At 60.6% G+C, this 26394-nt stretch carries 25 protein-coding genes, 3 tRNA genes and 1 pseudogene; 22 read left to right on the top strand and 7 right to left on the bottom strand.

The features are described 5' to 3' along the window. Positions 1-7: 7 nt before the first annotated feature. The gene (locus V5N13_RS11000; RefSeq protein ID WP_336360792.1) at positions 8-739 is read left to right on the top strand and encodes a protein-L-isoaspartate O-methyltransferase family protein; all 732 of its coding nucleotides are present in this window, start codon (positions 8-10) and stop codon (positions 737-739) included. 2 nt (positions 740-741) lie between these two features. On the opposite strand, the gene V5N13_RS10995 is transcribed toward V5N13_RS11000, so the two are convergent. Continuing rightward, positions 742-1191 carry a DUF7382 domain-containing protein gene (locus tag V5N13_RS10995; protein ID WP_336360791.1) on the bottom strand — a complete coding sequence of 150 codons (450 nt, stop codon included), beginning with the start codon at positions 1189-1191 and terminating at the stop codon, positions 742-744. A 75-nt stretch (positions 1192-1266) separates the two neighbouring features. Here V5N13_RS10995 and V5N13_RS17175 point away from each other — a divergent pair. Next, positions 1267-2295: pseudogene (locus V5N13_RS17175) on the top strand (ATP-binding protein). A 417-nt stretch (positions 2296-2712) separates the two neighbouring features. Here the strand turns inward: V5N13_RS17175 and V5N13_RS10980 are convergent. Together V5N13_RS10980 and V5N13_RS10975 are read right to left on the bottom strand one after the other, a co-directional pair. Further along, positions 2713-2785, bottom strand: a tRNA-Asp gene (locus V5N13_RS10980). Between the two features lie 323 nt (positions 2786-3108). Next, a tRNA-Asp gene (locus V5N13_RS10975) sits at positions 3109-3181 on the bottom strand. 208 nt (positions 3182-3389) lie between these two features. On the opposite strand from V5N13_RS10975, the gene V5N13_RS10970 reads away from it, so the two are divergent. From V5N13_RS10970 to V5N13_RS10945, 6 genes are read left to right on the top strand one after another with little or no spacing between them, the layout of a single operon-like run. Next, positions 3390-3617 carry a DNA-directed RNA polymerase subunit H gene (locus tag V5N13_RS10970; RefSeq protein WP_332897960.1) on the top strand — a complete coding sequence of 76 codons (228 nt, stop codon included), beginning with the start codon at positions 3390-3392 and terminating at the stop codon, positions 3615-3617. Beyond that, positions 3617-5176, top strand: a complete 1560-nt coding sequence (locus V5N13_RS10965; RefSeq protein ID WP_336360788.1) for a DNA-directed RNA polymerase subunit B'' — start codon at positions 3617-3619, stop codon at positions 5174-5176. The genes V5N13_RS10970 and V5N13_RS10965 overlap by 1 nt, the downstream gene beginning before the upstream one ends. 1 nt (position 5177) lies before the next feature. Further along, a complete protein-coding gene (gene rpoB / locus V5N13_RS10960) occupies positions 5178-7004 on the top strand; it encodes a DNA-directed RNA polymerase subunit B (RefSeq protein WP_336360787.1) in 1827 nt (608 codons plus the stop codon). Next, the gene (locus V5N13_RS10955; RefSeq protein ID WP_336360786.1) at positions 7001-9937 is read left to right on the top strand and encodes a DNA-directed RNA polymerase subunit A'; all 2937 of its coding nucleotides are present in this window, start codon (positions 7001-7003) and stop codon (positions 9935-9937) included. The genes rpoB and V5N13_RS10955 overlap by 4 nt, the downstream gene beginning before the upstream one ends. Then, a complete protein-coding gene (gene rpoA2, locus V5N13_RS10950) occupies positions 9930-11114 on the top strand; it encodes a DNA-directed RNA polymerase subunit A'' (protein WP_332897956.1) in 1185 nt (394 codons plus the stop codon). Before V5N13_RS10955 ends, rpoA2 begins: the two co-directional genes overlap by 8 nt. After that, positions 11114-11539, top strand: a complete 426-nt coding sequence (locus tag V5N13_RS10945; protein WP_336360785.1) for a NusA-like transcription termination signal-binding factor — start codon at positions 11114-11116, stop codon at positions 11537-11539. The genes rpoA2 and V5N13_RS10945 overlap by 1 nt, the downstream gene beginning before the upstream one ends. Before the next feature lie 94 nt (positions 11540-11633). Here the strand turns inward: V5N13_RS10945 and V5N13_RS10940 are convergent, their stop codons facing one another. Beyond that, on the bottom strand, positions 11634-11888 hold the full coding sequence (locus tag V5N13_RS10940) for a hypothetical protein (RefSeq protein WP_336360784.1): 255 nt from the start codon (positions 11886-11888) through the stop codon (positions 11634-11636). A 143-nt stretch (positions 11889-12031) separates the two neighbouring features. Between V5N13_RS10940 and V5N13_RS10935 the strand changes: the two genes are divergently transcribed. The 3 genes from V5N13_RS10935 to V5N13_RS10925 all read left to right on the top strand — a co-directional run bounded on the left by V5N13_RS10935 (position 12032) and on the right by V5N13_RS10925 (position 13659). Then, positions 12032-12460, top strand: a complete 429-nt coding sequence (locus V5N13_RS10935) for a 30S ribosomal protein S12 (protein WP_276245555.1) — start codon at positions 12032-12034, stop codon at positions 12458-12460. Further along, positions 12457-13071: a 30S ribosomal protein S7 gene (locus V5N13_RS10930; protein ID WP_336360783.1), complete on the top strand. Its 615-nt coding sequence runs from the start codon at positions 12457-12459 to the stop codon at positions 13069-13071. Before V5N13_RS10935 ends, V5N13_RS10930 begins: the two co-directional genes overlap by 4 nt. 111 nt (positions 13072-13182) lie before the next feature. Beyond that, positions 13183-13659, top strand: coding sequence for a hypothetical protein (locus tag V5N13_RS10925; protein ID WP_336360782.1), 477 nt, complete (start codon positions 13183-13185; stop codon positions 13657-13659). Positions 13660-13665: 6 nt separating this feature from the next. On the opposite strand, the gene V5N13_RS10920 is transcribed toward V5N13_RS10925, so the two are convergent. Next, complete coding sequence (locus tag V5N13_RS10920) at positions 13666-14193, bottom strand: hypothetical protein (RefSeq protein WP_336360781.1); 528 nt, start codon at positions 14191-14193, stop codon at positions 13666-13668. Between the two features lie 341 nt (positions 14194-14534). Here V5N13_RS10920 and V5N13_RS10915 point away from each other — a divergent pair, with 341 nt between their 5' ends. Genes V5N13_RS10915 through V5N13_RS10905 form a run of 3 tightly spaced genes read left to right on the top strand, consistent with a single transcriptional unit; the run spans position 14535 to position 17012 of the window. Next, complete coding sequence (locus V5N13_RS10915) at positions 14535-15158, top strand: DUF6230 family protein (protein ID WP_336360780.1); 624 nt, start codon at positions 14535-14537, stop codon at positions 15156-15158. 5 nt (positions 15159-15163) lie between these two features. Then, entirely contained in the window at positions 15164-15601 is a 438-nt protein-coding gene (locus V5N13_RS10910; RefSeq protein ID WP_336360779.1) for a DUF6114 domain-containing protein, read from the top strand. Then, entirely contained in the window at positions 15594-17012 is a 1419-nt protein-coding gene (locus tag V5N13_RS10905) for a hypothetical protein (RefSeq protein WP_336360778.1), read from the top strand. The genes V5N13_RS10910 and V5N13_RS10905 overlap by 8 nt, the downstream gene beginning before the upstream one ends. A gap of 2 nt (positions 17013-17014) precedes the next feature. On the opposite strand, the gene V5N13_RS10900 is transcribed toward V5N13_RS10905, so the two are convergent. Continuing rightward, positions 17015-17776: a DUF5781 family protein gene (locus tag V5N13_RS10900; protein ID WP_336360777.1), complete on the bottom strand. Its 762-nt coding sequence runs from the start codon at positions 17774-17776 to the stop codon at positions 17015-17017. A gap of 262 nt (positions 17777-18038) precedes the next feature. On the opposite strand from V5N13_RS10900, the gene V5N13_RS10895 reads away from it, so the two are divergent. From V5N13_RS10895 to V5N13_RS10870, 6 genes are all read left to right on the top strand, one after another. Then, on the top strand, positions 18039-20225 hold the full coding sequence (locus V5N13_RS10895) for an elongation factor EF-2 (RefSeq protein WP_336360776.1): 2187 nt from the start codon (positions 18039-18041) through the stop codon (positions 20223-20225). Between the two features lie 312 nt (positions 20226-20537). Next, a complete protein-coding gene (locus V5N13_RS10890) occupies positions 20538-21086 on the top strand; it encodes an amino acid-binding protein (protein WP_332897945.1) in 549 nt (182 codons plus the stop codon). Next, positions 21083-22030, top strand: coding sequence for a homoserine dehydrogenase (locus V5N13_RS10885; RefSeq protein WP_336360775.1), 948 nt, complete (start codon positions 21083-21085; stop codon positions 22028-22030). Before V5N13_RS10890 ends, V5N13_RS10885 begins: the two co-directional genes overlap by 4 nt. Positions 22031-22160: 130 nt before the next feature. Beyond that, positions 22161-23429 carry a translation elongation factor EF-1 subunit alpha gene (gene tuf / locus V5N13_RS10880; RefSeq protein WP_332897943.1) on the top strand — a complete coding sequence of 423 codons (1269 nt, stop codon included), beginning with the start codon at positions 22161-22163 and terminating at the stop codon, positions 23427-23429. 6 nt (positions 23430-23435) lie between these two features. Next, a complete protein-coding gene (gene rpsJ, locus V5N13_RS10875) occupies positions 23436-23744 on the top strand; it encodes a 30S ribosomal protein S10 (RefSeq protein ID WP_332897942.1) in 309 nt (102 codons plus the stop codon). 139 nt (positions 23745-23883) lie between these two features. Then, positions 23884-23955: transfer RNA gene (locus V5N13_RS10870), tRNA-Ala, on the top strand. A 65-nt stretch (positions 23956-24020) separates the two neighbouring features. Here the strand turns inward: V5N13_RS10870 and V5N13_RS10865 are convergent. Next, complete coding sequence (locus V5N13_RS10865; RefSeq protein WP_336360774.1) at positions 24021-24416, bottom strand: hypothetical protein; 396 nt, start codon at positions 24414-24416, stop codon at positions 24021-24023. A 193-nt stretch (positions 24417-24609) separates the two neighbouring features. Between V5N13_RS10865 and V5N13_RS10860 the strand changes: the two genes are divergently transcribed. Together V5N13_RS10860 and V5N13_RS10855 are read left to right on the top strand one after the other, a co-directional pair. After that, complete coding sequence (locus V5N13_RS10860) at positions 24610-25437, top strand: hypothetical protein (RefSeq protein WP_336360773.1); 828 nt, start codon at positions 24610-24612, stop codon at positions 25435-25437. A gap of 97 nt (positions 25438-25534) precedes the next feature. Further along, positions 25535-26368 carry a hypothetical protein gene (locus V5N13_RS10855; protein ID WP_336360772.1) on the top strand — a complete coding sequence of 278 codons (834 nt, stop codon included), beginning with the start codon at positions 25535-25537 and terminating at the stop codon, positions 26366-26368. Positions 26369-26394: the final 26 nt, after the last annotated feature.

Raw genomic sequence — 26394 nt, 5'->3', positions numbered from 1 at the left:
CTGCAATATGGATCTCGCGGTGCTCCGCGACGATATGGTCGCGAGCCTCGAACACGAGAGTAAGCAGTGTGTGTATAGCGAGGCAGTTAGCATCGCGATGCGCACCGTTCCCCGTCACTGTTTCATCGATGACGCGCGCGGGGCGTACACAGACCAGGCGTTCGACCACCGCGGAACCACCATTCTCGCCCCGAGCACGGTTGGCCGACTCGTCGAAGCGCTCTGCCCAGCAGAAGGCGAGTCGGTGCTCGTCGTCGGTGCCGGAATCGGCTACACGGCTGCCGTGCTCGCAGCCATCGTCGGCCCCGAAAACGTCCAGGCGGTGGACATCTCGCGCCAACTCGTCTACGACGCGCGCAGGTGCCTCGCGAAAGCGGGCTACGAAACCGTCTACGTAGACCAGGGCGACGGCGCACGCGGCCTCCCGGCGTACGCACCCTACGACAAGATTCTGGTCGAAGCCGCTGCCGTGCGACCGCCGCGGGCACTGCTTGACCAACTCGCCCCCGACGGACGGCTGGTAATGCCACTCGGTGTGGGTAAGCAAACGCTCGTTGCCTTCGAAGACGGCGACGTGGTCGACCACTATGGCTCCGTGCTGTTCCGGCCGCTGTTGGTCGATGGCGAACAGGCGGGCACGATCGAACGCAACCGCACCGCGCGCGAAGACTTCGAGCACATGGTGCGCGAGTCAGAGTCCCGCCACGGCTGGGAACACGAGTGGATTGACTGGGACTAACCTTACTCTCGCACCACCAGAATTGCCGTATTCTCTCTGCGGTCGGCGAACGAACTGCCAGCTGGTGGCTTGACCGAGAGTATGAGTGTGCCCGTGTCTCGGTTCGCGCCCAATCGCGGATTGAGTGAGATGGTTGCCTGTCCCGAGGCGTCTGTGCGCACCGTTTTGACGCCGTCGATGGAGGCGGTTCCGCTTCTCACGACCACGGTCGCGTTCGAGACGGTGGTGCCGTCTGCATCGACTACGTTGAGGGTCACGTCTTGAGAGCCGGGGCTGACGACTTCGGGCTGTGGACGCACGTCGAGTTCCGAGACGGCGAGTCCCTGCACGCCAGAGAGCATGTTCATCATCACGCTGAGGCTCGCTACGCCCACGACGAGGGCGATGACGAGACGAATCGGAAGGCCCTCGATGGCGCGGTAGGCTGCGAACAGTCGCTTGAGTGCGGACATACCCCGCGCTGGTTCCGGCTTCGTTGATAAACGCTCGGCCGAGAGTTGAAGTGAGAAGCCACGGCGAGAGGGCGCATGGACGTACTCGGACGGCGAGATGGCAGTGGGCCGGTTGCGAGTCTGGGGCATTTTCGAGCACGCGACGGGAGCCGCGGTGGGGCAGTTGGCCTCGACCTGAACCGACCGCACGCGGCGCTCGTCGTGGGCAAGCGCGGGTCAGGAAAGTCCTATACACTTGGCGTTCTCGCAGAGGAGTTGGCGCGCTGTCCCGGAATCGCACCTGTCATCATCGACCCAATGGGCGCGTTCACGACGCTTGCAAACGCAGACACTGGGATTGAAGCGACAGTCGAGTCTGACCCGACGATTTGCGCGGATACGCTCTCGGCGCGGTCGTGGTGTGGATTGTTCAATCTCGACCCGGCTGGCGCTGTTGGGAGTCTGCTCTGGCAGGCCGCAAGCGCGACAGCGAGTCTCGACGCGATGGAAACGTTCCTCGAAAAAGCCACCGTGGACGACGCGACGCGACGAGCAGCCCAAAATCACCTCGCGCTTGCACGCGAGTGGGACATCTTCAGTGACGACGGCCTCACCGCAGGGCAGCTGTGTTCTCCCGACGTGACCATCCTCGACTGTTCGGGACTGGCCGACCCGCCGATGAACGCGGTGTGTCGGGCGGTTGCAGAGACGCTCTACCGCGCGCGAATCGACGGGACAAGCTAGTGGCTGCCGTGGTTGCTCGTAGACGAGGCACACGTCTTTTTCGACGGTGTGGCTGGCCCTTCACTTCGCACGCTGCTCACGCTCGGACGACAACCCGGCGTCAGCCTCGTCGCGGCGACCCAGCGCCCCGGTGCGCTCCCGTCGGTTGCGCACTCGCAGGCAGACCTCCTCGTTGTTCATCGAGTGACGAACGAAGCAGACCGGTCGGCCCTCGAAGCGGCGCGCCCGACGTATCTCGACGGCTCGTTTGCCAGTCGGATGCCGACCGCCCCGGGCGAGGCGCTCGTCGTGGACGATGTCACAGAGCGCACGCACGCGGTGAAAGTTCGACCCCGGGAAACACCCCACGGCGGTGAAACTCCTCGTGTGAACGGCCGCTGAAAGAGAGATGGCCAGCCACAACCGGGCAGGTGTGGCTGGTCGAAATTGTCAGAGGCACGTATCGAGTCCGGGCATGGCTCGACCGCACCATATCATGGATTCTTGCGAACGGGCATATCCCCTTGGCATGAATATCCAAGCCGTTTACTAAGGCGTGAGACTAAATGAAACTAATCGAGCACGGGAGTGAAATTAGATAATATTCGGAGAATACGTGGCGATTCGTGAGAGAGTGCGATGCGCTCCGGCGAGTGCAAATCACACCATTTCGTGCCGGCGGTTACGAGCAGCGAACTCACGGGATTGGTATGACACGAAATTGAATGAACTGACAACTTGTTGTGAGATTTGCCGTCGAGACTCCCGAGAGTACGAGCACACGCTACGCGGTGCTCAACGGTTGGGTTCTGTAGAAAACGCCCGAGCCGGGATTTGAACCCGGGTCACAACCGTGACAGGGTTGTATGATAGGCCACTACACCACCCGGGCGGGTGACGCACTTACCCGTAACGGGGTGTGGGTCTTAAGACTTACTAGCTTGGGATGAGCGCGAATCGGAAGCTGGTGAACACACGCCGCGGTGCTCAACGGTTGGGTTCTGTAGAAAACGCCCGAGCCTTACAGTGCCGACGGCACTGTGGATTTGAACGCCAGTCGCATTGAATCACCTCCGGTGCATCAGGCTCTCGTTCACTTTGTTCACGAGAACAGGCAAGCTGCTCCTTTGTTCAAATCCCTCAGTGGTCGTTTTACAACTCACGAGAGTACGAGCACACGCTACGCGGTGCTCGTGTGGTAGTTCGTTGGAAAAACGCCCGAGCCGGGATTTGAACCCGGGTCACAACCGTGACAGGGTTGTATGATAGGCCACTACACCACCCGGGCGGGTGACGCAACTAATCGTAACGGGGTGTTAGGCTTAAGGCTTTTCAAATCGGTGGACGACGGCGGGTGGTAGCGTGTGTCTCGCCCTCTCGCGGGCGTGCCACGCGTGCACGCCCGTAGACGAGGTTAACAACCCTTAAATGGAACGCGCCAGTACTGGCCTGTAGTATCTCGTGAGAGCCGCTTCTCCCACTGGCCAGAGGCAAACATGGTAGACGTAAGCCAACACAAACTTGTCCCGGACCATCTCGTGCTCGACGACGAGTCAGTCGAGGAGGTTCTGGAAGAATACGACATCAAACGCACCGACCTTCCAAAAATCAAACGCACCGACCCCGCACTCCCGGACGAGGCGGAAGTGGGTGACGTCATCAAAATCGTGCGAAACTCCCGAACAACTGAAACGGCGGTCGTATACCGCCTTGTGGTGGAATAATGAATACGGACGATAGACGCGCAATCTCAAGACAGTACTTTTCGAGGGAACGACTCGCAGAACACCACTTCCGCTCGTTCAACGCGTTCTTAGAACGCGGGATGCAGGAAGTCGTCGACGAAAAGGCGACCATCGAGACGGACATCGGCGACAAAGAGGGCGAAGAGCCGGTGTACGTCGAACTCGGCAACGTCCGCGTGGTCACCCCGCGTGTACGCGAAGCCGACGGTAGTGAGGAACTCCTGTACCCACAGGAAGCCCGTCTGCGCAACATCACCTACGCCGCCCCGGTGTTCATGGAAATGTCCATCATCAAAGGCGGCGAGGAAGAAGAAGAGCGAGTCGTCGACCAAGCCGAGACGAAAGTCGGTCGCATGCCAATCATGGTTGGCTCCTCCAAGTGCAACTTAAACGGCTTCAGCCACGACGAACTCGTCGAAATCGGTGAAGACCCCGCAGACCCCGGTGGTTACTTCATCGTCAACGGATCTGAGCGCGTGCTCATGACGAGCGAAGACCTCGCGCCGAACAAGATCCTCGCCGAGTACGACACGAAGTACGGCGACGAAATCCAGGTGGCAAAAACGTTCAGCCAGCGCCGCGGCTACCGCGCGCTCGTGCTCTGTGAGCGGAATCGTGAAGGCCTCCTCGAAGTCTCCTTCCCGTCCGTTTCCGGCAGCGTGAGTTTCGTCACGCTCGTCCGTGCGCTCGGACTCGAATCCGACGAGGAGATCGTCCACCGTGTCTCCGAGGACCCGGAGGTTGTGAAGTTCATGCTCGAAAATCTCGAAGCTGCCGAGGTCCAATCGACCGAGGAAGCCATCGAGACGCTCGGCAAGCGCGTCGCCAGCGGCCAGGGCAAAAACTACCAGCTGAAGCGGGCCAACTACGTCATCGACCGCTACCTCCTCCCGCACCTCCACGAGGAAGGCGTCGACGAAGAAGAAGTCCGCATCAACAAGGCGTACTACCTCTGTCGCATGGCCGAGGCGTGTTTCGAACTCGCGCTCCACCGCCGCGACTCTGACGACAAAGACCACTACGCCAACAAGCGCCTCAAGGTCAGCGGTGACCTGATGAAAGACCTGTTCCGGACGGCGCTCAACAAGCTCGCACGCGACGTGAAGTACCAGCTCGAACGGGCGAACATGCGCAACCGGAAACTCTCGGTGAACACCGTGGTTCGCTCCGACGTGCTCACCGAGCGCTTAGAGCACCCGATTGCGACGGGCAACTGGGTCGGCGGTCGCTCTGGGGTGTCCCAGCTCGTCGACCGCACCGACTACATGGGTGTGCTCTCTCACCTGCGCCGACTGCGCTCGCCGCTGTCGCGCAGCCAGCCGCACTTCGAAGCCCGCGACCTGCACGCGACCCAGTGGGGTCGCATCTGTCCTTCTGAAACGCCAGAGGGGCCGAACTGTGGACTCGTGAAGAACTTCGCACAGGCGATGGAGCTGTCACAGAACATTCAGGACGAACAGGAACTCAAACGCGAACTGGCGTCGATGGGAGTCGAGGGTATCCCGGGTCTCGAAGGCGTCGAACCAATGGCGGACTAATATGAGCCAGGGAAGAGAAGCAAAAGTCTACGTCAACGGCAGTTTGGTTGGGACGCACCCCGACCCCGAACAGCTTGCAAACCAGGTCCGAGAGGCCCGACGACGCGGCGACGTCAGCGAGATGGTGAACGTCTCGGTGAAAGGTCGCACCCGCGAAGTCATCATCAACGCAGACGCGGGCCGCGCCCGCCGTCCGCTCCTCATCGTCGAGAACGGCGAACTGCTCGTCTCAGACGAGGAAGTCGAGAAAGTCTCGGCCGGTGAACTCGAATTCGACGATCTCGTCGACCGAGGCTACGTCGAGTACATCGACGCAGAGGAAGAAGAGGACATCTACGTCGCGGTCGACCCAGAGGAGATTACCGAGGACCACACGCATCTGGAAATCGACCCACAGCTCATCTTCGGTATCGGTGCAGGCATGATTCCGTACCCGGAACACAACGCCTCACCGCGGATTACGATGGGGTCGGGGATGGTCAAACAGTCGCTGGGGATGCCAGCGGCGAACTACCGCATCCGTCCCGACACGCGCCAGCACCTCCTGCACTACCCACAGCTCTCGATGGTCAAGACGCAGACCACCGAACAGATTGGCTTCGACGACCGCCCGGCGGCACAGAACTTCGTCGTCGCGGTCATGAGCTACGAAGGGTTCAACATCGAGGACGCGCTCGTCATGAACAAGAACTCGGTCGAGCGCGCGCTCGGCCGCTCGCACTTCTTCCGCACCTACGAGGGCGAAGAGCGCCGGTATCCAGGTGGTCAGGAAGACCGCTTCGAGATTCCGGACGACGAAGTGCGCGGCGCACGCGGCGAAGAAGCGTACACGCACTTAGACGAAGACGGCCTCGTCAACCCTGAAACCGTCGTCTCCGAAAACGACGTGTTGCTCGGCAAGACGAGTCCGCCACGCTTCCTCGAAGAACCGGACGACATGGGCGGTCTCTCGCCACAGAAGCGCCGTGAAACCTCCGTCACGATGCGCTCTGGCGAAAACGGTGTCGTCGACACCGTCACGCTGATGGAGGGTGAAGACGGCTCGAAACTCTCGAAAGTGAAGGTCCGCGACGAGCGGATTCCCGAACTCGGAGACAAGTTCGCCTCCCGTCACGGGCAGAAGGGTGTCGTGGGCCACATGGCACCGCAAGAAGACATGCCGTTCACGGCAGAGGGCGTCGTGCCCGACCTCGTGTTGAATCCACACGCCCTGCCGTCGCGCATGACGGTGGGCCACGTTCTCGAAATGCTCGGCGGCAAGGTCGGCTCCCTTGAGGGCCGCCGCGTTGACGGGACGGCCTTCACCGGCGAGAACGAAGAGAAGATTCGCCAAGCACTGCTCGACCAGGGGTACAACTCTGCGGGCAAAGAGGTCATGTACTCCGGCGTGTCCGGTGAGAAGATTGACGCCGAGATTTTCGTCGGCGTGATTTTCTACCAGAAGCTCTACCACATGGTCTCGAACAAGATTCACGCGCGCTCGCGCGGTCCGGTGCAGGTGCTCACGCGCCAGCCGACCGAAGGGCGTGCGCGTGAAGGTGGGCTTCGTGTCGGGGAGATGGAGCGCGACGTGCTCATCGGGCACGGCGCGGCCATGGCGCTCAAAGAGCGGCTGCTCGACGAGTCCGACCGGGAGTTCATCTACGTCTGTGGCCACTGTGGCATGAGTGCGGTCGAAAACGTCGACCAGCACCGCGTCTACTGTCCAAACTGTGGCGAGGAGACGGACATCCACAAAATCGAGATGAGCTACGCGTTCAAGCTCCTGCTTGACGAGATGAAGGCGCTCGGCATCGCTCCACGCCTCGAACTGGAGGACGCAGTATGAGTTCCAACAACACACCCAAAGAGATTGGCTCTATCAGCTTCGGCCTGATGAGCCCCGAGGAGTACCGAGAGATGAGCGCGACGAAAATCATCACCGCAGACACCTACGACGACGACGGGTTCCCCATCGACATGGGCCTCATGGACCCGCGTCTCGGTGTCATCGACCCCGGCCTGCAGTGTAAGACCTGCGGGAAACACTCCGGGTCGTGTAACGGCCACTTCGGCCACATCGAACTCGCCGCGCCCGTCATCCACGTCGGCTTTACAAAACTCATCCGCCGCCTCCTGCGCGGGACGTGTCGCGACTGCTCGCGGCTCTGTCTCACCGAAGAAGAGCGCGACGAGTTCCGCGAGCAACAGAAAGTCGCCCGCGAACTCGGCAACGACCTGAACGACGTGACGAAAGCCGCGATTCGACAGGCCCGCAAGGCCGATGCCTGTCCGTTCTGTGGCGAGACGCAGTACGACATCCAGCACGAGAAGCCAACGACGTACTACGAAGTCCAGGACGTGCTGGCCTCCGACTACGCAGAGCAAATCGCCGCGGCGATGCAGCCAAACGAGGAAGAAGACCGTGCGGGTACCTCCCCACAGGACCTCGCAAACAAGACGGAAATCGACATCTCGCGCATCAACGAAATCCTCTCGGGCGAGTTCCGCCCGCGTGAGATGGACCGCCGCGCCTTAGAGAAGGCGCTCAAAATCGACCTCACGGTCGAGGACATGAACAAGCTGATGCCCTCTGACATCCGCGACTGGTTCGAGGACATCCCAGACGAAGACCTCGATGTACTCGGCATCGACTCAGAGCGCTCGCGCCCAGAGTGGATGATTCTCACCGTGCTGCCGGTTCCGCCGGTCACCGCACGCCCCTCGATTACGCTCGACAACGGCCAGCGCAGTGAGGACGACCTCACGCACAAGCTCGTGGACATCATCCGCATCAACCAGCGGTTCATGGAGAATCGTGAGGCTGGTGCCCCACAGCTGATTATCGAGGACTTGTGGGAACTGCTTCAGTACCACGTCACGACGTTCATGGACAACGAGATTTCGGGAACGCCACCGGCCCGCCACCGCTCGGGTCGCCCGCTCAAGACGCTCAGTCAGCGTCTCAAGGGCAAGGAAGGGCGCTTCCGTGGCTCGCTTTCAGGAAAGCGTGTCAACTTCTCTGCGCGGACGGTCATCAGTCCGGACCCGACCCTCTCGCTCAACGAAGTCGGTGTCCCAGACCGCGTCGCAAAGGAGATGACCCAGACGATGAACGTCACCGAGCGCACCTTAGAGGAAGCGCGAACGTACGTTCGAAACGGTCCGGACGGACATCCCGGCGCGAACTACGTGCGCCGCCCTGACGGCCGACGCCTGAAGGTCACGCACAAAAACTGCGAGGAGCTCGCAGAGAAAGTCGAGGTTGGCTGGGAGGTCAACCGCCACCTCGTCGACGGTGACATCGTCATCTTCAACCGGCAGCCATCGCTCCACCGGATGTCCATCATGGCCCACGAAGTGGTCGTGATGCCGTACAAGACGTTCCGCCTGAACACGGTTGTCTGTCCGCCGTACAACGCCGACTTCGACGGCGACGAGATGAACATGCACGCCCTCCAGAACGAGGAGGCGCGTGCCGAGGCACGCGTGCTGATGCGTGTCCAGGAGCAGATTCTCTCGCCACGCTTCGGTGAGAACATCATCGGCGCAATCCAGGACCACATTTCGGGTACGTACCTGCTCACCCACGAGAATCCGAAATTCAACGAGACGCAGGCACTCGACTTGCTCCGTGCGACGCGCGTAGACGAGCTGCCAGCGCCGGACGGCGAGGACGACGAGGGCATCCCGTACTGGACGGGTCACACCATCTTCTCGGAACTCCTGCCGGGCGACCTGAGCCTCGAGTTCACGTCCTCGACCGGCGACACCGTCATCATCGAGAACGGCCAGCTGCTCGAAGGCACCATCGACGAGGACGCAGTCGGTGCGTTCGGTGGACAAGTCGTGGACACCATCATGAAGGTGTACGGGGCAACCCGTGCGCGCATCTTCATCAACGAGATTTCCTCGCTTGCGATGCGTGCCATCATGCACTTCGGGTTCTCGCTCGGTATCGACGACGAGTCCATCGAGAAGGAAGCCGAAGAGCAGATCGACGAGGCAATCGACAACGCCTACGAGCGCGTCCAGGAACTCATCCAGACCTACGAGAACGGTGACTTAGAGTCCCTGCCGGGCCGGACGGTTGACGAGACCCTCGAGATGAAAATCATGCAGACGCTCGGCAAAGCCCGTGACTCTGCTGGTGACATCGCAGAGGAGCACTTCGCAGACGACAACCCGGCGGTCATCATGGCCGAATCCGGGGCGCGTGGCTCCCTGCTCAACCTGACGCAGATGGCCGCGTGTGTTGGCCAACAGGCAGTGCGCGGCGAGCGCATCAACCGCGGCTACGAAGACCGCACCCTCAGCCACTACCAGAAGGACGATCTTTCGGCGGACGCCCACGGCTTCGTCGAGAGTTCCTACCGGAAGGGCCTCAGCCCGCGTGAGTTCTTCTTCCACGCGATGGGTGGCCGCGAGGGGCTTGTGGACACGGCAGTCCGCACCTCGAAGTCCGGGTACCTCCAGCGTCGGCTCATCAACGCCCTTTCGGAACTCGAAACGCAGTACGACGGCACGGTGCGCGACACGAGCGACACCATCGTCCAGTTCGAGTTCGGTGAGGACGGCACGAGTCCGGTGAAGGTCTCCTCGTACCAAGACTACGACATCGACGTCGACCAGATTGCAGACCGCGTCCTCGATGCAGAGTTCGAGTCCGAACGACGCAAAGAGGAGTATCTCGGCCTCAAGCGGCCGCCAACGAACCTCTCCGAGTACGCAGACTCACGTGAAGCAGCGTACAACGATACGGGGGTAGAATCCGATGACTGATTACGACGTACCCAAGGCCATCCAGGAGCAGGTCGAAGCGACCGAACTCCCAAAGCGCCTCAAGACGAAACTCTACCAGACGTTAGAAGAGCGCAACGTCACCGACGAGCAGGCCAAAGAAATCGTCATGGCGGTCGAAAACCGCTACATCGAAACCCGCGTTGACCCACTCGACCCCGTTGGCACCGTGAGTGCCCAGTCGATTGGTGAGCCGGGGACGCAGATGACGATGAACACGTTCCACTACGCGGGTGTGGCAGAAATCGACGTGACCCAGGGGCTGCCCCGGCTCATCGAGCTGGTGGACGCCCGCAAGACGCCGGACACGCCGATGATGACGGTCTACTTAGAAGACGAGTACGCCACCGACAAGGAACTCGCCCACCAAGTCGTCTGGAACGTCGAAGCGACGCGCATCCTCGCGCTCGGTGACATCAGCACGAACGTCGCGGACATGCTCGTGCAGGTGAATCTGAATCAGGACACGCTCTCAGAGCGGGGCCTGACCGCAGAGGACGTCGCGGGCATCATCGAGGACAAACTCGGCGTGAAAACCGTCCAGAACGGCACGTCCATCGAGTTCGGTCCAGAGAAACCAAGCTATCGCGACCTCCTGCAGCTCGTAGAAGAGCTGCGCGAAATCGTCTTCAAGGGTATCGAAGACGTGCGCCGTGTCGTCATCCGCAAGGAAGACTTAGACGGCGAAGACCAGTTCGTCCTCTACACCGAAGGGTCGGCCTTCGGTGAGGCGCTCACCATCGAAGGTGTCGACGCCTCCCGGACGACGTGTAACAACATCCACGAGATTCACCACACGCTCGGCATCGAAGCGGCGCGTGAGGCAATCATCGAGGAGACGATGAACACGCTCGAAGAACAGGGGCTTGGCGACGTGAACATCCGCCACATGATGCTCGTTGCAGACATCATGACCAACCGCGGCGAGATCGAGTCCATCGGTCGTCACGGCATCTCCGGCAGCAAGGAGTCCGTGCTCGCCCGTGCAGCGTTCGAGGTGACGGTGAACCACCTGCTCGACGCGGCCATCCACGGCGAGATTGACGACCTGAACGGTGTCACCGAGAACGTCATCGTTGGGAAGCCAATTCGACTCGGTACCGGCGACGTCGACCTCAGAATGGGGTCGATAAACCGGGGTGCGGAGCAGGCAGACTGATGAAAGTCACCCTCTCGGACCAAGCGCGCCAGTTCATTGCCCTCTTCGAGGACGTGACCGGCGCGAGCGCCCGCGACTGCGTGGTCGATGAGGAAAACGACCGCGTACTCATCCTCGTCGGCGCGGGTGAGATGGGCCAAGCGATAGGCCCCGGCGGGGCGCACGTCCGAGAGGTCGAAGACAAACTTGGCCGCGACATCGAACTTATCGAAAACGCGGACACGCCCGAGGCGTTCGTCGCGAACGCGCTCGCACCCGCCGCGGTGTATCACGTCACCATCAGTCGGAACGACGACATGGTGGCTTACGCCGAGGTGGCACAGGAAGATGTGGGCGTGGCGATTGGCAAAGGCGGGCGCAACATCCACGCGGCGCGCCTGTTTGCAAAGCGCCACCACGACATCGACGACATCCAGTTAACCTGACCCGCACGCGCGAGGCGGATTTTCTGTGGCGACCGACGACCGACAGCGGTCGCTCTGTGCGTCTGTGAACCGTGGGATACCTGAAAAATGCGACTTACTCGAGTGCCTGGCGAATCAGCGAAAGGCCACCTATGATGACGATGGCGAGCGCAAGGAGGACAGAGAGGCTCCAAGACATGCCAACGACGATGCCGGTAAAGGAGTTCGGTGCGCCGAAGGTATCGATGAGATAGCCAAAGACAAACAGGCCAACGACGATGCCGATGAGCTTCAACACGAACGAATACCGAAACAGAGTTTCTAAGAACTCCTGGCCCGAGGAAGGTTCGGTGTTCGGAGGGGTGGACATAGGCAAATGTAGACGCGAAAACCGTAATAATCTTTTTATCGACCCCGGGCGCGTGATACCACGAGCCACATTCGCCACAGAGCGCCCGTCTGCGGGTGCGAAAAGGGAGGCTTAAGTAGCTCCATCAGGTACGAAAGCGTACTATGGCGAACGGCAAGTACGCCGCGCGGAAGCTCAAAAAGGACCGTCAGTCACACCGATGGTCCGACTCTGAGTACGCGCGGCGCGCCCGAGGGCTCGGCGTCAAGTCTGACCCTCTCGAGGGCGCACCGCAGGCCCGAGGTATCGTCCTGGAGAAAGTGGGCATTGAGGCAAAACAGCCCAACTCTGCAATCCGAAAATGTGTCCGTGTTCAACTCATCAAGAACGGGAAGCAAGTCACCGCCTTCTGTCCTGGTGACGGCGCAATCTCGTTCATTGACGAACACGACGAAGTCACCATCGCCGGCATCGGCGGCGCGAAGGGTCGCGCAATGGGTGACCTTTCGGGTGTCAACTACAAGGTCGAGAAGGTCAATGGCGTGTCCATGATCGAACTCGTCCGTGGCAACAAGGAGAAGCCAGTCCGATGAGCGACGAGGAAGCTCCAGAGCCAGACCAGCCAGTCGACGCAGAAGAGGCAAGCACCGTCGCTGAGCTGTTTGGCAAGTGGGACGTGTCGGAAATCGAATACACGGACCCGAGCACCAAACGCTACATCACCGTGACGCCCATCGCCCACACGATGGGACGCCACGCGAACAAGCAGTTCCAGAAGAGCGAAGTCAGCATCGTCGAACGGCTCATCAACCGTCTGATGCAGACCGAGGAGAACACGGGCAAAAAACAGCAGGCGAGTTCCATCGTCCGCGACGCGTTCGACATCATCGCAGAGCGCACCGACGAGAACCCCGTCCAGATTCTCGTTCGCGCCGTCGAGAACTCCTCGCCCCGTGAAGAGACCGTCCGTCTCAAGTACGGTGGCATCTCGGTTCCACAGGCCGTCGACGTTGCGCCACAGCGCCGTGTCGACCAAGCACTGAAGTTCATCGCACAGGGTGCGTACAGTGGCTCCTACAAGAAGCCAACCAGCGCCGCAGAGGCGCTTGCATCCCAGCTGATGGGCGCAGCAGACTACGACGTCCAGTCGTACCCGATCGGGCAGAAAGAAGAGAAAGAGCGCGTCGCCGCCGCCGCTCGGTAACCGTTCCCTTCTCTCACATTTCACACGTCGCGAGCGACGGCGTTCGCCCGTATAAACACCCGTGTGTTCCCGCCAGCAGCCTTTTTGAGAGCTACAGAGTCGCCTAGGTGAATGACAGAGACAGACACTCGCGTTCCAGTCTCCAGAGATGGGCTTCCCGACGTTGAGTTCTCGATACCGGTGCTCGTCGGCGCGTCAACGGTCGGGGTACTCGTCAATCTGAACGCCCTCATCATTCCCATTCTCGGTATCGTTGGCGGCGGGGTGCTCGCCGGGTTCGTCGCAGCCTACGCGGCAGGTGGCGGGGTTCGCGGCCTTGCACACGGGCTTGTCGTCGGAGCCATCACGGGCTTTGCGGGTGGGCTCGTCGTCATACTGATTGGGAGCCTCATTGGCCTCTACAGCGAGCCGCCATCGGTGTTGCTGAACGCCGTTGGCCCGGTGAGTCCGTGGTACGACCACATGGGTGGAACCGGACACCTACTCATCTTGCTGACGATACTGGTGTTCATCACCCTCGAATCGGTGGGTGGTGCGTTCGTCGGGGCCGCGGTGCGGCGGGCGGTAGACCGGGTTCTCGGTCGGTAACGCCCGTTAGTGGTCGCGGATGAGTCCGTACACCAGCCCCATCATGCCGCCGTAGGTCGCCCAGCTGAAGAGCGCAACGGGGTCGAAAACAGGGGTTGCAGTGGAGTGCCCGAGGACGGCGAGCCAGCCGGGTACGAAAAGACTCCAGAACAGAAGACCAACGACGATGCCGTAGCCCTGCCCGAGCGCGAACAGCGTCGCGCCGAGCGGTGAGCGGCTCAACAGTGGGTCGAGGAGTTTTTCGAGGACTGCGTTGCGACGCGAGAGTGCGGTGAAGGTGGTGACGAGGGTGTCAGCCGACCCGGAGACAGCCGCGGTGAAGGGAACACCGAATAAAACGCCGTAGCCAAACAGCGCCAGCCAGCCACCGTTCAGTGACGCCATCCCCACGGTTGCGCCAATCTCGCGGATGGCATCCGGATTCCAGAGCTGGAGAAGCAGTCCGCCTTGAAACGCGCCGAACAGGCCACCGGCAACGGCGGCTTCTACCTGTTCGCCGGTGATATCGACGGCGAGCGTGCGAGTCTCTGTCATGGCACGCAGTTCGACCGACCGTGTGAAAAACGTCGTGCAGTCTGCACCCGGGTGTTTATAGGCACCGAGGGTACGTGCATGAAAACCGGACAGGTCGAGTAAAATACTAGTTTTTCAATTAATAGTAGAAGTGTAAAGTTTCTATTCCACACAATTTATCATAAAAGCCCGGGTTATCCCGGGGAAACTGTGACATGGAGTTCTGGCCTTGCACGTGGTATGTGACGACAGGTCACGCGCGGGTTCCCAACAGTAGGGATAGTCACTCGACGCGTGCCCCGCCACACCCGTCGTCATCCTCAGTGATACCCATGTACAGAAAAGCACTCCTGGCGAAAGGAATGAGCGCATCGTTCGGAACCCTCCTGCTCGTGGGCGTTCTCGTAATGTCCACGGGAACGGCCTACGCCGCGCCGCTCGCAGGCATCGGCGGGTTTACGATTCAAGCAGACGAGATTCGAGCCGATTCAGCCGTTATCTACCCCGGCTCCGACGACACAAGCGAGCAAGGGGCCTACCCCATGGCGGTCGTCGAGCAGAAAGGGGTCGAAATCGACGGGATGAAACTCATCAAAGAACTCGACGTCGATTCGATACCCGGCCTCAGCGGGAACGCGCGCATCGTGATGACCTCTAGTGAGACGGTCGAAGCAGATCAGCAAATCATCAAGGTGAGCAACATCCAAGCCGAGCAGGCGACGTTCAACCACCAGCTCATCGATGAACACGACTCCGACGATCCGACCAGAAAGTTCGACATCAAGTCGGGATCTGCGACCGAAGACATCGAGGGACGGACGGTCAGCATCGACAGCGACGGCCCTGCCCAGGTGCTGAAAAACGCCAAGATTAACACCCACTATCTGGCGACCAACACCATCAGTCTGCCCGGGCTGGAACTCGACATCCAGTACGACGCGGACGGCGACGGACAGTACGACGAAACCAGCGGCGACGGAGAATGAGACCCATGGCGTCTGAGCAGACCAACACCACCATGATTCCGGGAATAGCTCCCCTCAGACGGCGACACAACCAGTTTACCGCGTGGCGAGTGAAGCGACCGTTCCTCGGTGGCGTGTTGCTCCTCCTCGCCGGCCTCATCATCGGCTACGTCCCGCTGCAGTTCGCGGGCGAACTCATCTTCATCGGTGGGACGTTCACCATCATCGGGCTAGTGTTCGCCACATTCGTTTTCCTTACGGGCGTGGGCGCACTCGCCATGCCGGAACACGCGACCATCTTCGGCGTGGCGGGCGTGGTGCTCTCGATTCTCTCACTCATGGGCGCGCTCGGTGGCCTCCTCATCGGCATGCTCATCGGCATCATCGGCGGGAATCTCTGTGTTGCGTGGGAACGCAAGCGCAAAACAGGCGACGACACAAGCGCCGGTGAGGCCAGTGCGTAGCGTTCTGGCAGTCGTCGCCGCGTCGCTCGTCGTAACGAGTGTCGGCGTCGGCTTTCTCGCAACCGACGTGGCGAGCGCGGCCCCCGAAGAAGTCGAGGACCGCGAATCGTTCACCGTCGAAACCGGTGCCATCGACTTAGACGAGAATGGCGGTCTCATCTGCGCAGAGAAACAAGCACCTGACGTGAACAAGGTCACGGTGACGAAGGCGACGATGAAGGACGTGACCATCTACATGAACGCCAGTTCCATCCAGAAGCGAATTGAGATGGAAGAGAGTCGGGTAAACCAGTCGCTCGTCATGTACACCAACGGCGAGAACCAGCTGGTGAACACGCTCGCCACGCTGCACGCGTGCATCCCGCTCGATCAAGACTCCCCGACCGTCGTCGAGGCGTACTACCTGTCTGCTGACTCGCTCGACTCACAGAACATGGAGCTGATAGCCGGCCCCGATGCGGCAGCAGACGCCCCCGAACCCGGCGGCTTGGAGCTGCCACCAGACCTCCTCAACAACTCCTCGAACTCGGAAAGCCCCACGCCCGACCTGAACGAGACGACCGATGTGGTGGACGAGACGACGGATGACGCCACCGAGACGGTGGACGACACGACGGAGGACGTGCCAGACGTGGTGAACAACACCACCGACACCGTAAACGAAACACTCGACAACCCGGTTGATACGGTCGATGAGACCACCGACAACGTCACAGACTCTGTTGATGACACCACCGACACCGTGGACGACGTCATCGAGAATCCAACCGAGACGATAGAGGAAGGTGTGGACAACACGACCGGCACGATAGACGATACAGTCAATGATTCAACGGAGACGGTGGACAACACCACCGACACCGTCGGAGACACGACTGGCGACGCGACGGACACAGTAGACAACACCACCGACGACACGACGGATACCGTGGATGAGACGGTAGACGACACAACAGACCTCGTTGACGACACCACCGGCGGGGCGACGAACGACACCTCAGAGACCGTTGATGAGACGGTGAACGACACGACTGAGACGGTGAACGATACTACCGATACGGTTGACGAAACGGTCACTGACACGTCAGGGACCGTCGAAGAGACGACTGAAACAGTCGAAAACACCACCAACACCACCGAGGAGACCGTTGACGACACCGCCGAAACAGTCGAGAGTACAACCGAAGAGACGACTACGACAGTCGATGAGACGACAAACACCACCGAGGAAACGGTTGACGATACCGTCGAAACGGTCGATGAGACGACCACCGAAACGACAGACCTCGTCGAGAACACCACCGATACCACGGGGACGGTGCTCGACGACAATACGACGAACACCACCGACAGCGATGGGTCTGATGGGTCGTTACTCGACGTCGCCTTGCAGACCGTCGGGCTGGCGTAGGCTCAGTCGGCTGCCGCGTCGCCCGCACCGCCGGTGTGCATGGCATATTTTCTCGTGATATCCACGAGCGCCTTGCGATACTCGCTCGTATTCGTGTCGCGTGAGAGCGTGCGGAATCGGCGCTTGAACGAATCTAAATTGACGTTCGGTGCGTCTGCGGCCGCGATGGCGGCGAGTTCGTAGAGGCGGTGGTCTGGTTCGATGAGGTCGTGGCGCTCGGCGAGGCCGAGTGCGAACGCGGCGTTTACGGCGGTGATATCCGGGTCTGCGGCCGGGGTGTGGCGGACGGCTCCGGGCCGGTCGATAGGCCGGTTTGCGACGGCGGTTGCGAGGCTGGCTTCTAAGAACGCGAGGAGTTTCGTCGCCGGGTACACGTCGAGAGTGATATCGTCGGCGTAGATGTCCTTCATGTGATTCGCAATCTGATAGCAGTGGGTGAGCTTTCGCTGCTCGACCTGTCGCCCGGTGAACGCGAGGACGAGCGCTTCTGCGGTCGATTGGAGGTGGGAGGGGTGGCCCTGCTCGTAGCGGTACATGTGCGCGTACTCGTGGAGCACGAGCTCGCGGGCCATCGCGCTCGATGCGGCCTGTCTCGAAATGTTGAGCAAGTGGTGTTCGACGTAGTGTGCCGTCCACGTGCGCTCGTCGGGGTTGTCGCGAACCGTGACGATGACTGGCCAGTCGAGGTCGTATTCGGTCTCAAAGAGGTACTGTGCCCCGAGAAACGGGTCTTGGGACACGCCTGCTGGCACACGGACATCCATGTGTATACATACCAAACGGCAGGGTGAGAGAAGTATTTTGTGGGGATTGTTGACATACAGGTGGCAGAGACGGTTTGCGGCGATTTCGAGCGACGTACGCCTCGTTTTCTCGGTTTGGGAGCTGAATAAAGGCAGAGGTGTGGTTTAGAGAGAAAACACCTCCTGAGCGGGTTTCGCCAGGATATTCGGCAGAATTGATGTGTCAGCGCTGGCTCGCACGAAACACTATCCTTTTGAACCTCCTGCCGGAAGGTTAGCCCATATGGGCCGACGAAAGAAGATTGTCCAGGAATGTGAACGCCTGATGGACAAGCCGGAGCACATCCGGAACATGGCCATCGCGGCGCACATCGACCACGGTAAAACAACCCTGACCGACAACCTGCTCGCGGGGGCAGGTATGATCTCCAAGGACCTTGCAGGCCACCAGCTTGCGATGGACACCGAGGAGGACGAGCAGGAACGTGGCATCACCATCGACGCGGCAAACGTGTCGATGACCCACGAATGGGACGGTAAAAACCACCTCATCAACCTCATCGACACGCCCGGCCACGTCGACTTCGGTGGCGACGTGACGCGTGCGATGCGCGCAGTCGACGGTGCGCTCATCGTGGTTGACGCAGTCGAAGGCACGATGCCCCAGACTGAGACGGTTGTCCGCCAGGCACTCCGCGAGGGTGTCAAGCCAGCACTGTTCATCAACAAGGTCGACCGCCTCATCAACGAGCTGCAGGAAGGCCCACAGGAGATGCAACAGCGTCTCCAGAAGGTCATCCGCGAGGTCAACGAACTCATCCGCGGCATGGCAGAGGAGAAATACGAGGAAGACGGCTGGAAGGTCTCCGTCGAGAGCGGGACTGTCGCCTTCGGTTCTGCCCTCTACAACTGGGCAGTCAGCCTCCCATCCATGCAGGAGACCGGCATCGACTTCGGTGACATCATCGACTACAACCAGAACGACAACACGGAAGAGCTCAAAGAGCTCTCGCCGCTCTCGGACGTCGTGCTGGACATGGTCGCAGAGCACTTCCCGAACCCAATCGAAGCGCAGCCACGTCGTATCCCGACCGTCTGGCGTGGTGACCCAGAGAGCGAAATCGCGATTCAGATGCGTGACGTCGACGACGACGGCGAAGTCGTCTTCATGGTCACGGACATCGCCATGGACCCACACGCAGGCGAAGTCGCATCCGGTCGCCTGTTCTCCGGGACCATCGAGCGCGGTCAGGAACTCTACGTCTCCGGGACTGCGGGCAAAAACCGCATCCAGTCTGTCGGCCTCTACATGGGTGGCGAACGCGAGGAAGTCGAGCGCGTCCCTGCAGGTAACATCGCAGCCGTGACGGGCCTTCGCGACGCCATCGCTGGCTCCACCGTCTCCTCCGTGGAGATGACGCCGTTCGAGTCCATCGAGCACATCAGCGAACCCGTCATCACGAAGTCCGTCGAGGCAAAGAGCATGGACGACCTGCCAAAGCTCATCGCGACGCTTCGCCAGGTCTCCAAAGAAGACCCCACCATCCAGATTACGATTAACGAGGACACCGGCGAGCACCTCATCAGTGGGCAGGGTGAACTTCACCTCGAAGTCATCACCCAGCGTATCGAACGCAACCAGGGAATCCCTGTCACGACTGGTGAGCCTATCGTTGTCTACCGTGAGAAGCCGCGCAAGGCCTCCCAGACGGTCGAAGGCATCTCGCCAAACCGCCACAACCGCTTCTACGTCCGCGTAGAGCCACTCTCGGAAGAGATCGTGGAGCTGCTGAAGCTCGGTGAAGCGACGATGGACATGCCAGAACTCGAACGCCGCGAGGCGCTCATGGAAGCCGGCATGGACAAGGACACCGCCCAGAACGTCGAACACATCTACGGGACGAACATCCTCATCGACGACACGAAGGGTATCCAGCACCTGAACGAGACGATGGAACTCGTCATCGAAGGTCTCGAAGAGGCCCTCGACGACGGCCCACTCGCAAAGGAGCCAGTCGCAGGCGCACTGTTCCGCCTCGAAGACGCAAAGCTCCACGAGGACGCCATCCACCGCGGTCCAGCACAGGTCATCCCGGCAACCCGCGACGCCATCCACCGCTCGCTCATCGCTGGTGAGATCTCGCTGCTCGAACCGATCCAGAACGTCCGCATCGACGTGCCGACCGAGCACATGGGTGCCGCCTCCGGCGAGATTCAGGGTCGCCGTGGCCGCGTCGACGACATGTACCAGGACGGCGACGTCATGGTTGTCGAAGGCGTTGCCCCAGTGCAGGAGATGATTGGATTCGCATCCGACCTCCGCTCCGCGACGGAAGGCCGCGCCTCCTGGAACACGGAGAACGCAGGCTTCCAGGACATGGCTGACAACCTCCAGCCAGAGACCATCCGCGAAATCCGCGAGCGCAAGGGCATGAAACTCGAACTGCCCGAGTCGATCAACTACTTCTAAAGCGCACCTTTTTCATCGTCGGGTTCGCCGCAGGCGAACCCCTCCTTGAAAAACACGCCTGAAAAAGGCCGAACGCGCCTTCCGGCGGGTTCGGGTGCGACTCTATCTTTCTTTCAGCAGACCGAGAGCAACGCAGTCAGCTCACCATGTGACAGTGCGGCGAATTTTACCAACGGTTGCATGTTACATCAGGCTTTTATCGTCGCACGAGTGAGTGGAACGCATGATTCAGGCCTTTTGCATCGAACATCGTTCGGTGGCCCGCCCTACGGCGGCTTGCGCCTCGCCGACGCGCGTCGTCGGGTGGTCTAGATGAGTGAGCAAGCAACGACCGACGGCGGGCAGTACACACGGGCCTACATCGTCCGACTCGAACTCACCGATGAGCCCGGTGAACTGTTGGCCGCGCTCGAACCAATCGCAAACAACGGGGGGAACCTTCTCTCTATCTTCCACGAGCGCGGGTCGATTACCCCACGCGGGCGCATCCCCGTCGAAGTCGATTTCGAGGCGACCCCAGAGCGCTTCGAGACCATCGTGGGCGCGCTCAGAGAAAACGGTGTGAACGTCACCAAAGCTGGCCCCGAGCGCTACGGCGAGGAGATGAACATCGTGCTCATCGGCCACTTGGTCGAGACGGACCTCTCTGATACGCTCACGCGGCTCGAAGAGTGTACGAGTGCCTCGGTCGCAGATGTGTCGCTAACCGCGCCAAACGGCACTGACGAGGTGTCGTGTGCCCGGATGCGGCTTGCCACCCAACGCGGGAAGGCAGAGCGCGTGCTCGAAACCGTGCGGGGGATTGCAGCAGAAAAGGGCTTAGAGGTCGTTGAACCGCTTCTCGACGGAGGCGACCAATGAAACTCGCCATCCTTGGAGCCGGTGCTGTTGGCCGCTCGGTCGCGGAGTTGGCCGGCGAGTACGGCCACACCGTCACGGCGCTCGCGGACTCACAGAGCGCGGCCATCGACGCGTCTGGCATTGACGTTGCCCACGCGCTCGACCGCAAAGAGCGCGGGAAAGCAGTCGGTGCTGAGAGCCCGGAAACCGTCCTCTCTGGCGACTACGACGTACTCGTCGAGGCGACGCCGACGACGCTCGGCGACGCAGAGCCGGGGTTCAGCCACGTCAGGGCCGCCCTCGAAGCAGACTGCGACGTCGTCCTCGCGAACAAAGGGCCGGTTGCAGAGCGCTACGCCGACGTGCGCGCGCTCGAACGCGAAAGCGAAGGTGAGGTGCTATTCGAAGCAACTGTGGCCGGAGCCATTCCTGCCCTCTCTACTATTGCGGACATGGGGTCGCGCAACATCACCGCCGTTCGCGGCGTGTTGAACGGGACGGCGAACTTCATCCTCACGCGCATGGCCGCGGAAGGCCTCGGGTACGAACACGTCCTCGCAGAGGCCCAAGACCTCGGCGTGGCCGAAGCAGATCCGACCTTCGACGTGGAGGGAACCGACGCCGCGCTCAAGTGCGTCATCCTCGCGAACGTCCTCGCGGAGGGTGCGCGCGAGTACACGCTGGCTGACGCGGAGGTGCGGGGCATCTCCTCGATTCCGCCAAGCGCGCTCGACCTCGCCGCAGAAGACGGCGAGACGATTCGACTCATCGGCGAGGTGTCGGACGGTTCGGTGCGCGTCGGGCCACGACTCGTGCCCGAACACGGTGCGCTCGCGGTGAGTGGCACGCGGAACATCGTCCAACTGGAGACAAAGCACGCGGGACGACTCAATATCAGTGGTCGCGGGGCCGGTGGCCCGGAGACGGCCACCGCCGTACTGGCTGACATCGGCCGACTGCGATAGGGTGGCACAACCGTGCCATGGGTTGTCAAAACGCCCGACGGCGGCGGTGTGACGCGAGCAGCGTTCCGAAATTGTTTTAACCGCAACTCCCAAAAGAACCCGATATAGCGCCTCTGTGCGTGAGATACCAATGAGCGAAGACAAACCGCACCAGAACTTGGCCGTCATCGGCCACGTTGACCACGGAAAGAGTACGCTGGTCGGGCGACTCCTCTACGAGACAGGGAGTGTACCCGAGCACGTCATCGAACAGCACCGCGAAGAGGCAGAGTCCAAAGGCAAAGGTGGCTTCGAGTTCGCCTACGTGATGGACAACCTCGCAGAAGAACGCGAACGCGGTGTCACCATCGACATCGCCCACCAGGAGTTCGACACGGATGAATTCTACTTCACCATCGTCGACTGTCCTGGTCACCGCGACTTCGTGAAGAACATGATCACGGGCGCGTCCCAGGCAGACAACGCCGTCCTCGTCGTCGCCGCAGACGACGGTGTTGCGCCACAGACCCGTGAGCACGTGTTCCTCGCCCGTACGCTCGGCATCAACGAGCTCATCGTCGCCATCAACAAGATGGACGTCGTCAACTACGACGAAGACGAGTACAAGGCAGTTGTCAAAGAAGTCAAGAACCTCCTCAAGCAGGTTCGCTTCAACACGGAAGACGCGAGTTTCATCCCGATTTCCGCATTCGAGGGTGACAACATCTCCGAAGAATCCGACAACACGCCATGGTACGACGGTGAAACCCTGCTCGAAGCACTCAACTCGCTTCCAGCACCACAGCCACCGACGGACGCACCACTGCGTCTCCCAATCCAGGACGTTTACACCATCTCCGGCATCGGTACGGTCCCAGTCGGCCGTGTCGAGACCGGCACCCTCGACGTCGGCGCGAACGTTTCGTTCCAGCCGTCCGACGTCTCCGGTGAGGTCAAAACGATCGAGATGCACCACCAGGAAGTCCCACAGGCAGAACCAGGCGACAACGTCGGGTTCAACGTCCGTGGCATTGGCAAAGACGACATCCGCCGCGGTGACGTCTGTGGTCCAGCAGAGGACCCACCAAAGGTCGCAGAGACCTTCCAGGCTCAGATTGTCGTGATGCAGCACCCATCCGTCATCACCGCCGGTTACACGCCAGTCTTCCACGCCCACACGGCACAGGTCGCGTGTACCATCGAGTCCATCGACCAGAAACTCGACCCAGCCAGTGGTGAGGTCGCAGAGGAGAACCCGGACTTCATCAAGAACGGCGACGCAGCAGTCGTCACCGTTCGCCCACAGAAGCCACTCAGCATTGAGCCGTCCTCCGAGATTCCGGAGCTCGGTTCCTTCGCAGTCCGCGACATGGGTCAGACCATCGCGGCCGGCAAGGTCCTCTCCGTCAACGAACGGTAAACCACAATGCAACAAGCACGCGTCCGGCTCGCGGGCACCAGCCCCGTGGACCTCGACAAAATCTGCAGCGACGTCCGCGAAATCGCGGAGAAGACCGGTGTCAACCTGAGCGGTCCGGTGCCGCTCCCAACGAAAACGCTGGAAATCCCCACCCGCAAGTCCCCTGACGGCGAAGGGACGGCAACGTGGGAGCACTGGGAAATGCGCGTCCACAAGCGGCTGATCGACCTGGACGCCGACGAGCGTGCACTCCGTCAGCTGATGCGCATTCAGGTTCCCAACGACGTCAGCATCGAGATCGTCCTCGAAGACTGACTCCGGCGCATCCGCGCCTTTTTCGAACACGCACAGAGGGAACAGCATCCCGGCCCCCTCTCGGGGTTGTGAGCGTGTCACTCGCACGGACGAAAAACGAAGCTTCAAATAACGACACCGGTTACGTAAAACCGCGTTCGGGCTTGTAGATCAGCGGCAGATCGCTTCCTTCGCAAGGAAGAGGCCCCGGGTTCAAATCCCGGCAAGTCCATACATTTTGACGACGCAACACGGCAAGCGAAGCGAGTCGATGGATACGATTGAGACAAACGCACGTCATCCCTCAACCATCTCAACTAACTCAGGGTGGAACGCGACGTAGTGCAGTGTCCAGCAATCGGAGCGTTGAGTGCCAACTTCGTGGCCGTTTTCGCAGACGACGTTCGGGTCGTCGAGGCCGTCGAGTCCGCAACAGCCAGCAGTTCGGCTGTGGTTGTGGGACATGACTGTTCCCGGCGCACTCTGGATGTTGACGATGAAATTACCAACGTCGTACTCGCGAGGATTCGTTGTCTCGGTGGCGACGAAATAGACGCCTTCGGGGAGGTATGCTGTGGCGCCGGTTTCGTCAAACGAGACAGAATCGTGGTCGAAGAGACGATCGGTGTCAGTGAGCGTTTTGACGGCGGTTGTAAGTCTCGAACCGCACGACACACACACGAACCGAGTCATTAGCGTTCGTTCAATGAACTGAGATAAAGTGGTTACGGAGGGCGCGATTTGGGCGTAGAGCGGTGTAACAACCCGCCAACGACGAGCTATCACAGAAATAACCAGTTAAACGTGATAATTCGTGAATTATTATCTCCTCATCGGGCAAATCAGCACGGGTAGGTGAATTACAGTGGCAACTTCAGAAACTTCGATGAGTGAAACGGGTGGCATGACGATGAGCAGAATCAAGCTGGGGGCGTTCTACCTCGCGGTACTCATCACACTGGGCATGTTCGTGCTGTTTACGGGTGAGCTGTTCATGCTCCTCGGGCTTGGCTTCGGCCTCGGCCAGGAACTCGGTATCCACCAACTCCACGTCATGGGCATTGCAATCGTCGTGTTCTTCGGGGCACTGACGATGCTCGTTCAGTTGTACAAGCCAGTGACGCGCGTGGCGGCGTTCCAAGCGGGTGCGGTGATGATCGCCATTGCCACGCTCATCCTCGCGCTCACGGGCAACGCCTCGCTGAGTGAGGTGCTCCCGTTCTTCGTCGCGTTCGTCGTGGTCGGGCTGCTCCACCCCGCGGGCAGGAAGCTCCTCACGGTCGGGAAGAAGTACAGCCCGGCGCTGCTCGGGTTGACAATCGTGGCGGCCATCCCGCTGCTCGCGTTCGTTATCAACCAACTCGGACTCCAAACTGGGGCGGGTGACGAGCACGCGCTCATGGGCCACTACGCCATGATGGCGACGCTGTCGCTCACCATCGTCATCGCCGGCCTGCTCGTCGCGTTCGAGTCGATTGGCTTCCGCCTGCTCGCCTGGCTCCTTGGGGTGCTGACAGCATACTTCGGCCTCCTCTCGGTGGTGCTCCCGATTCAGGCGTCGAACGTTGGCGTCCTCTGGGGTGGGCTCGCCATCGTCTGGGCAATCGTGTTCGTCGCCGCCGCGGAGATGAGCGCCCGCGAAGACGCCTCGCCGTACTTCAGCCGCGAACTGCGCGAGCGTGACGACCTGATGCCCGGGAAGCCGGCCGGATAAAAACCAGCCGTTTGTTCCAGAAATAGCATCTTTTTCCAGACAATCGAACCATTATTATCCCCTCACCGGCCGTCCGTACGCCTACTGAGTGATAATAATGACAGTTACAGAATCGTCAGTCGACCAATCCACCACAACCACGATGCAGCGTGCGAAGCGCGTGGCGTTCTACCTCGTCGTTATCGCAACGGTTGGCATATTCGTATTAACCGTCGGTGAGTTGTTGTTGTTCCTCGTCCTTGGTTTCACGATGGGTGCGGAACTCGGCATCCACCAGTTCCACCTCATCGCGCTCGCAAGCCTCGTTGCGTTCATTACGCTCGGCGTCCTCGTCCAGCTCTACAAGCCCGAAACGAGAGTCGCCGCATACCAGGCGACGTTCCTCGCGATGGCGTCTCTGACTGTCCTTCAGGTCATGATGGGCGACCTTGGCGTTGTGGTGTTTTTCATCCCAATCGTACTGATTGGACTCCTGCACCCAGCGGGTCGCAGACTATTCACCGTCGGGGAACGATACAGCCCTGCTCTACTCGTGCTCACCGTCGCAGCGGCTGTTCCGCTGTTGGCCTACGCTGGAAACCAGTTCCAACTCCAAGCCACTGGTGACGAACACGCCTTGTTCGGCCACTACATGCCAATGGTAGCCCTCGCGCTCACCATAATCGCAGCAGGCCTGCTCGTCGCGTTCGAGTCGATTGGCTTCCGCCTGCTCGCCTGGCTGGCTGGGATGTTTGCCGCGTACATAGGTTTCGCTTCGATCGTCCTTCCGACGCTCACGTCGAGCGCGGGGACACTCTGGGGTGCGCTGGCCGTTGTCTGGGCCATCGCCTTCGTCGTGATGACTGAACTGAGCGCCCGTGAAGACGCCTCGCCGTACTTCAGCCGCGAACTGCGCGAGCGCGACGACCTGATGTCCGGGAAGCCAGCCTGAACGCTGTACCCGGTTCCGTCTTTTTT

Origin of the sequence: Haladaptatus sp. ZSTT2 (assembly GCF_037081775.1) — an archaeon.
In the GTDB taxonomy this organism is placed as follows: Archaea; Halobacteriota; Halobacteria; order Halobacteriales; family Halococcaceae; genus QDMS2.
Note: the sequence above shows the minus strand (reverse complement) of the source record. Positions and strands in the feature narration are given on the sequence as shown.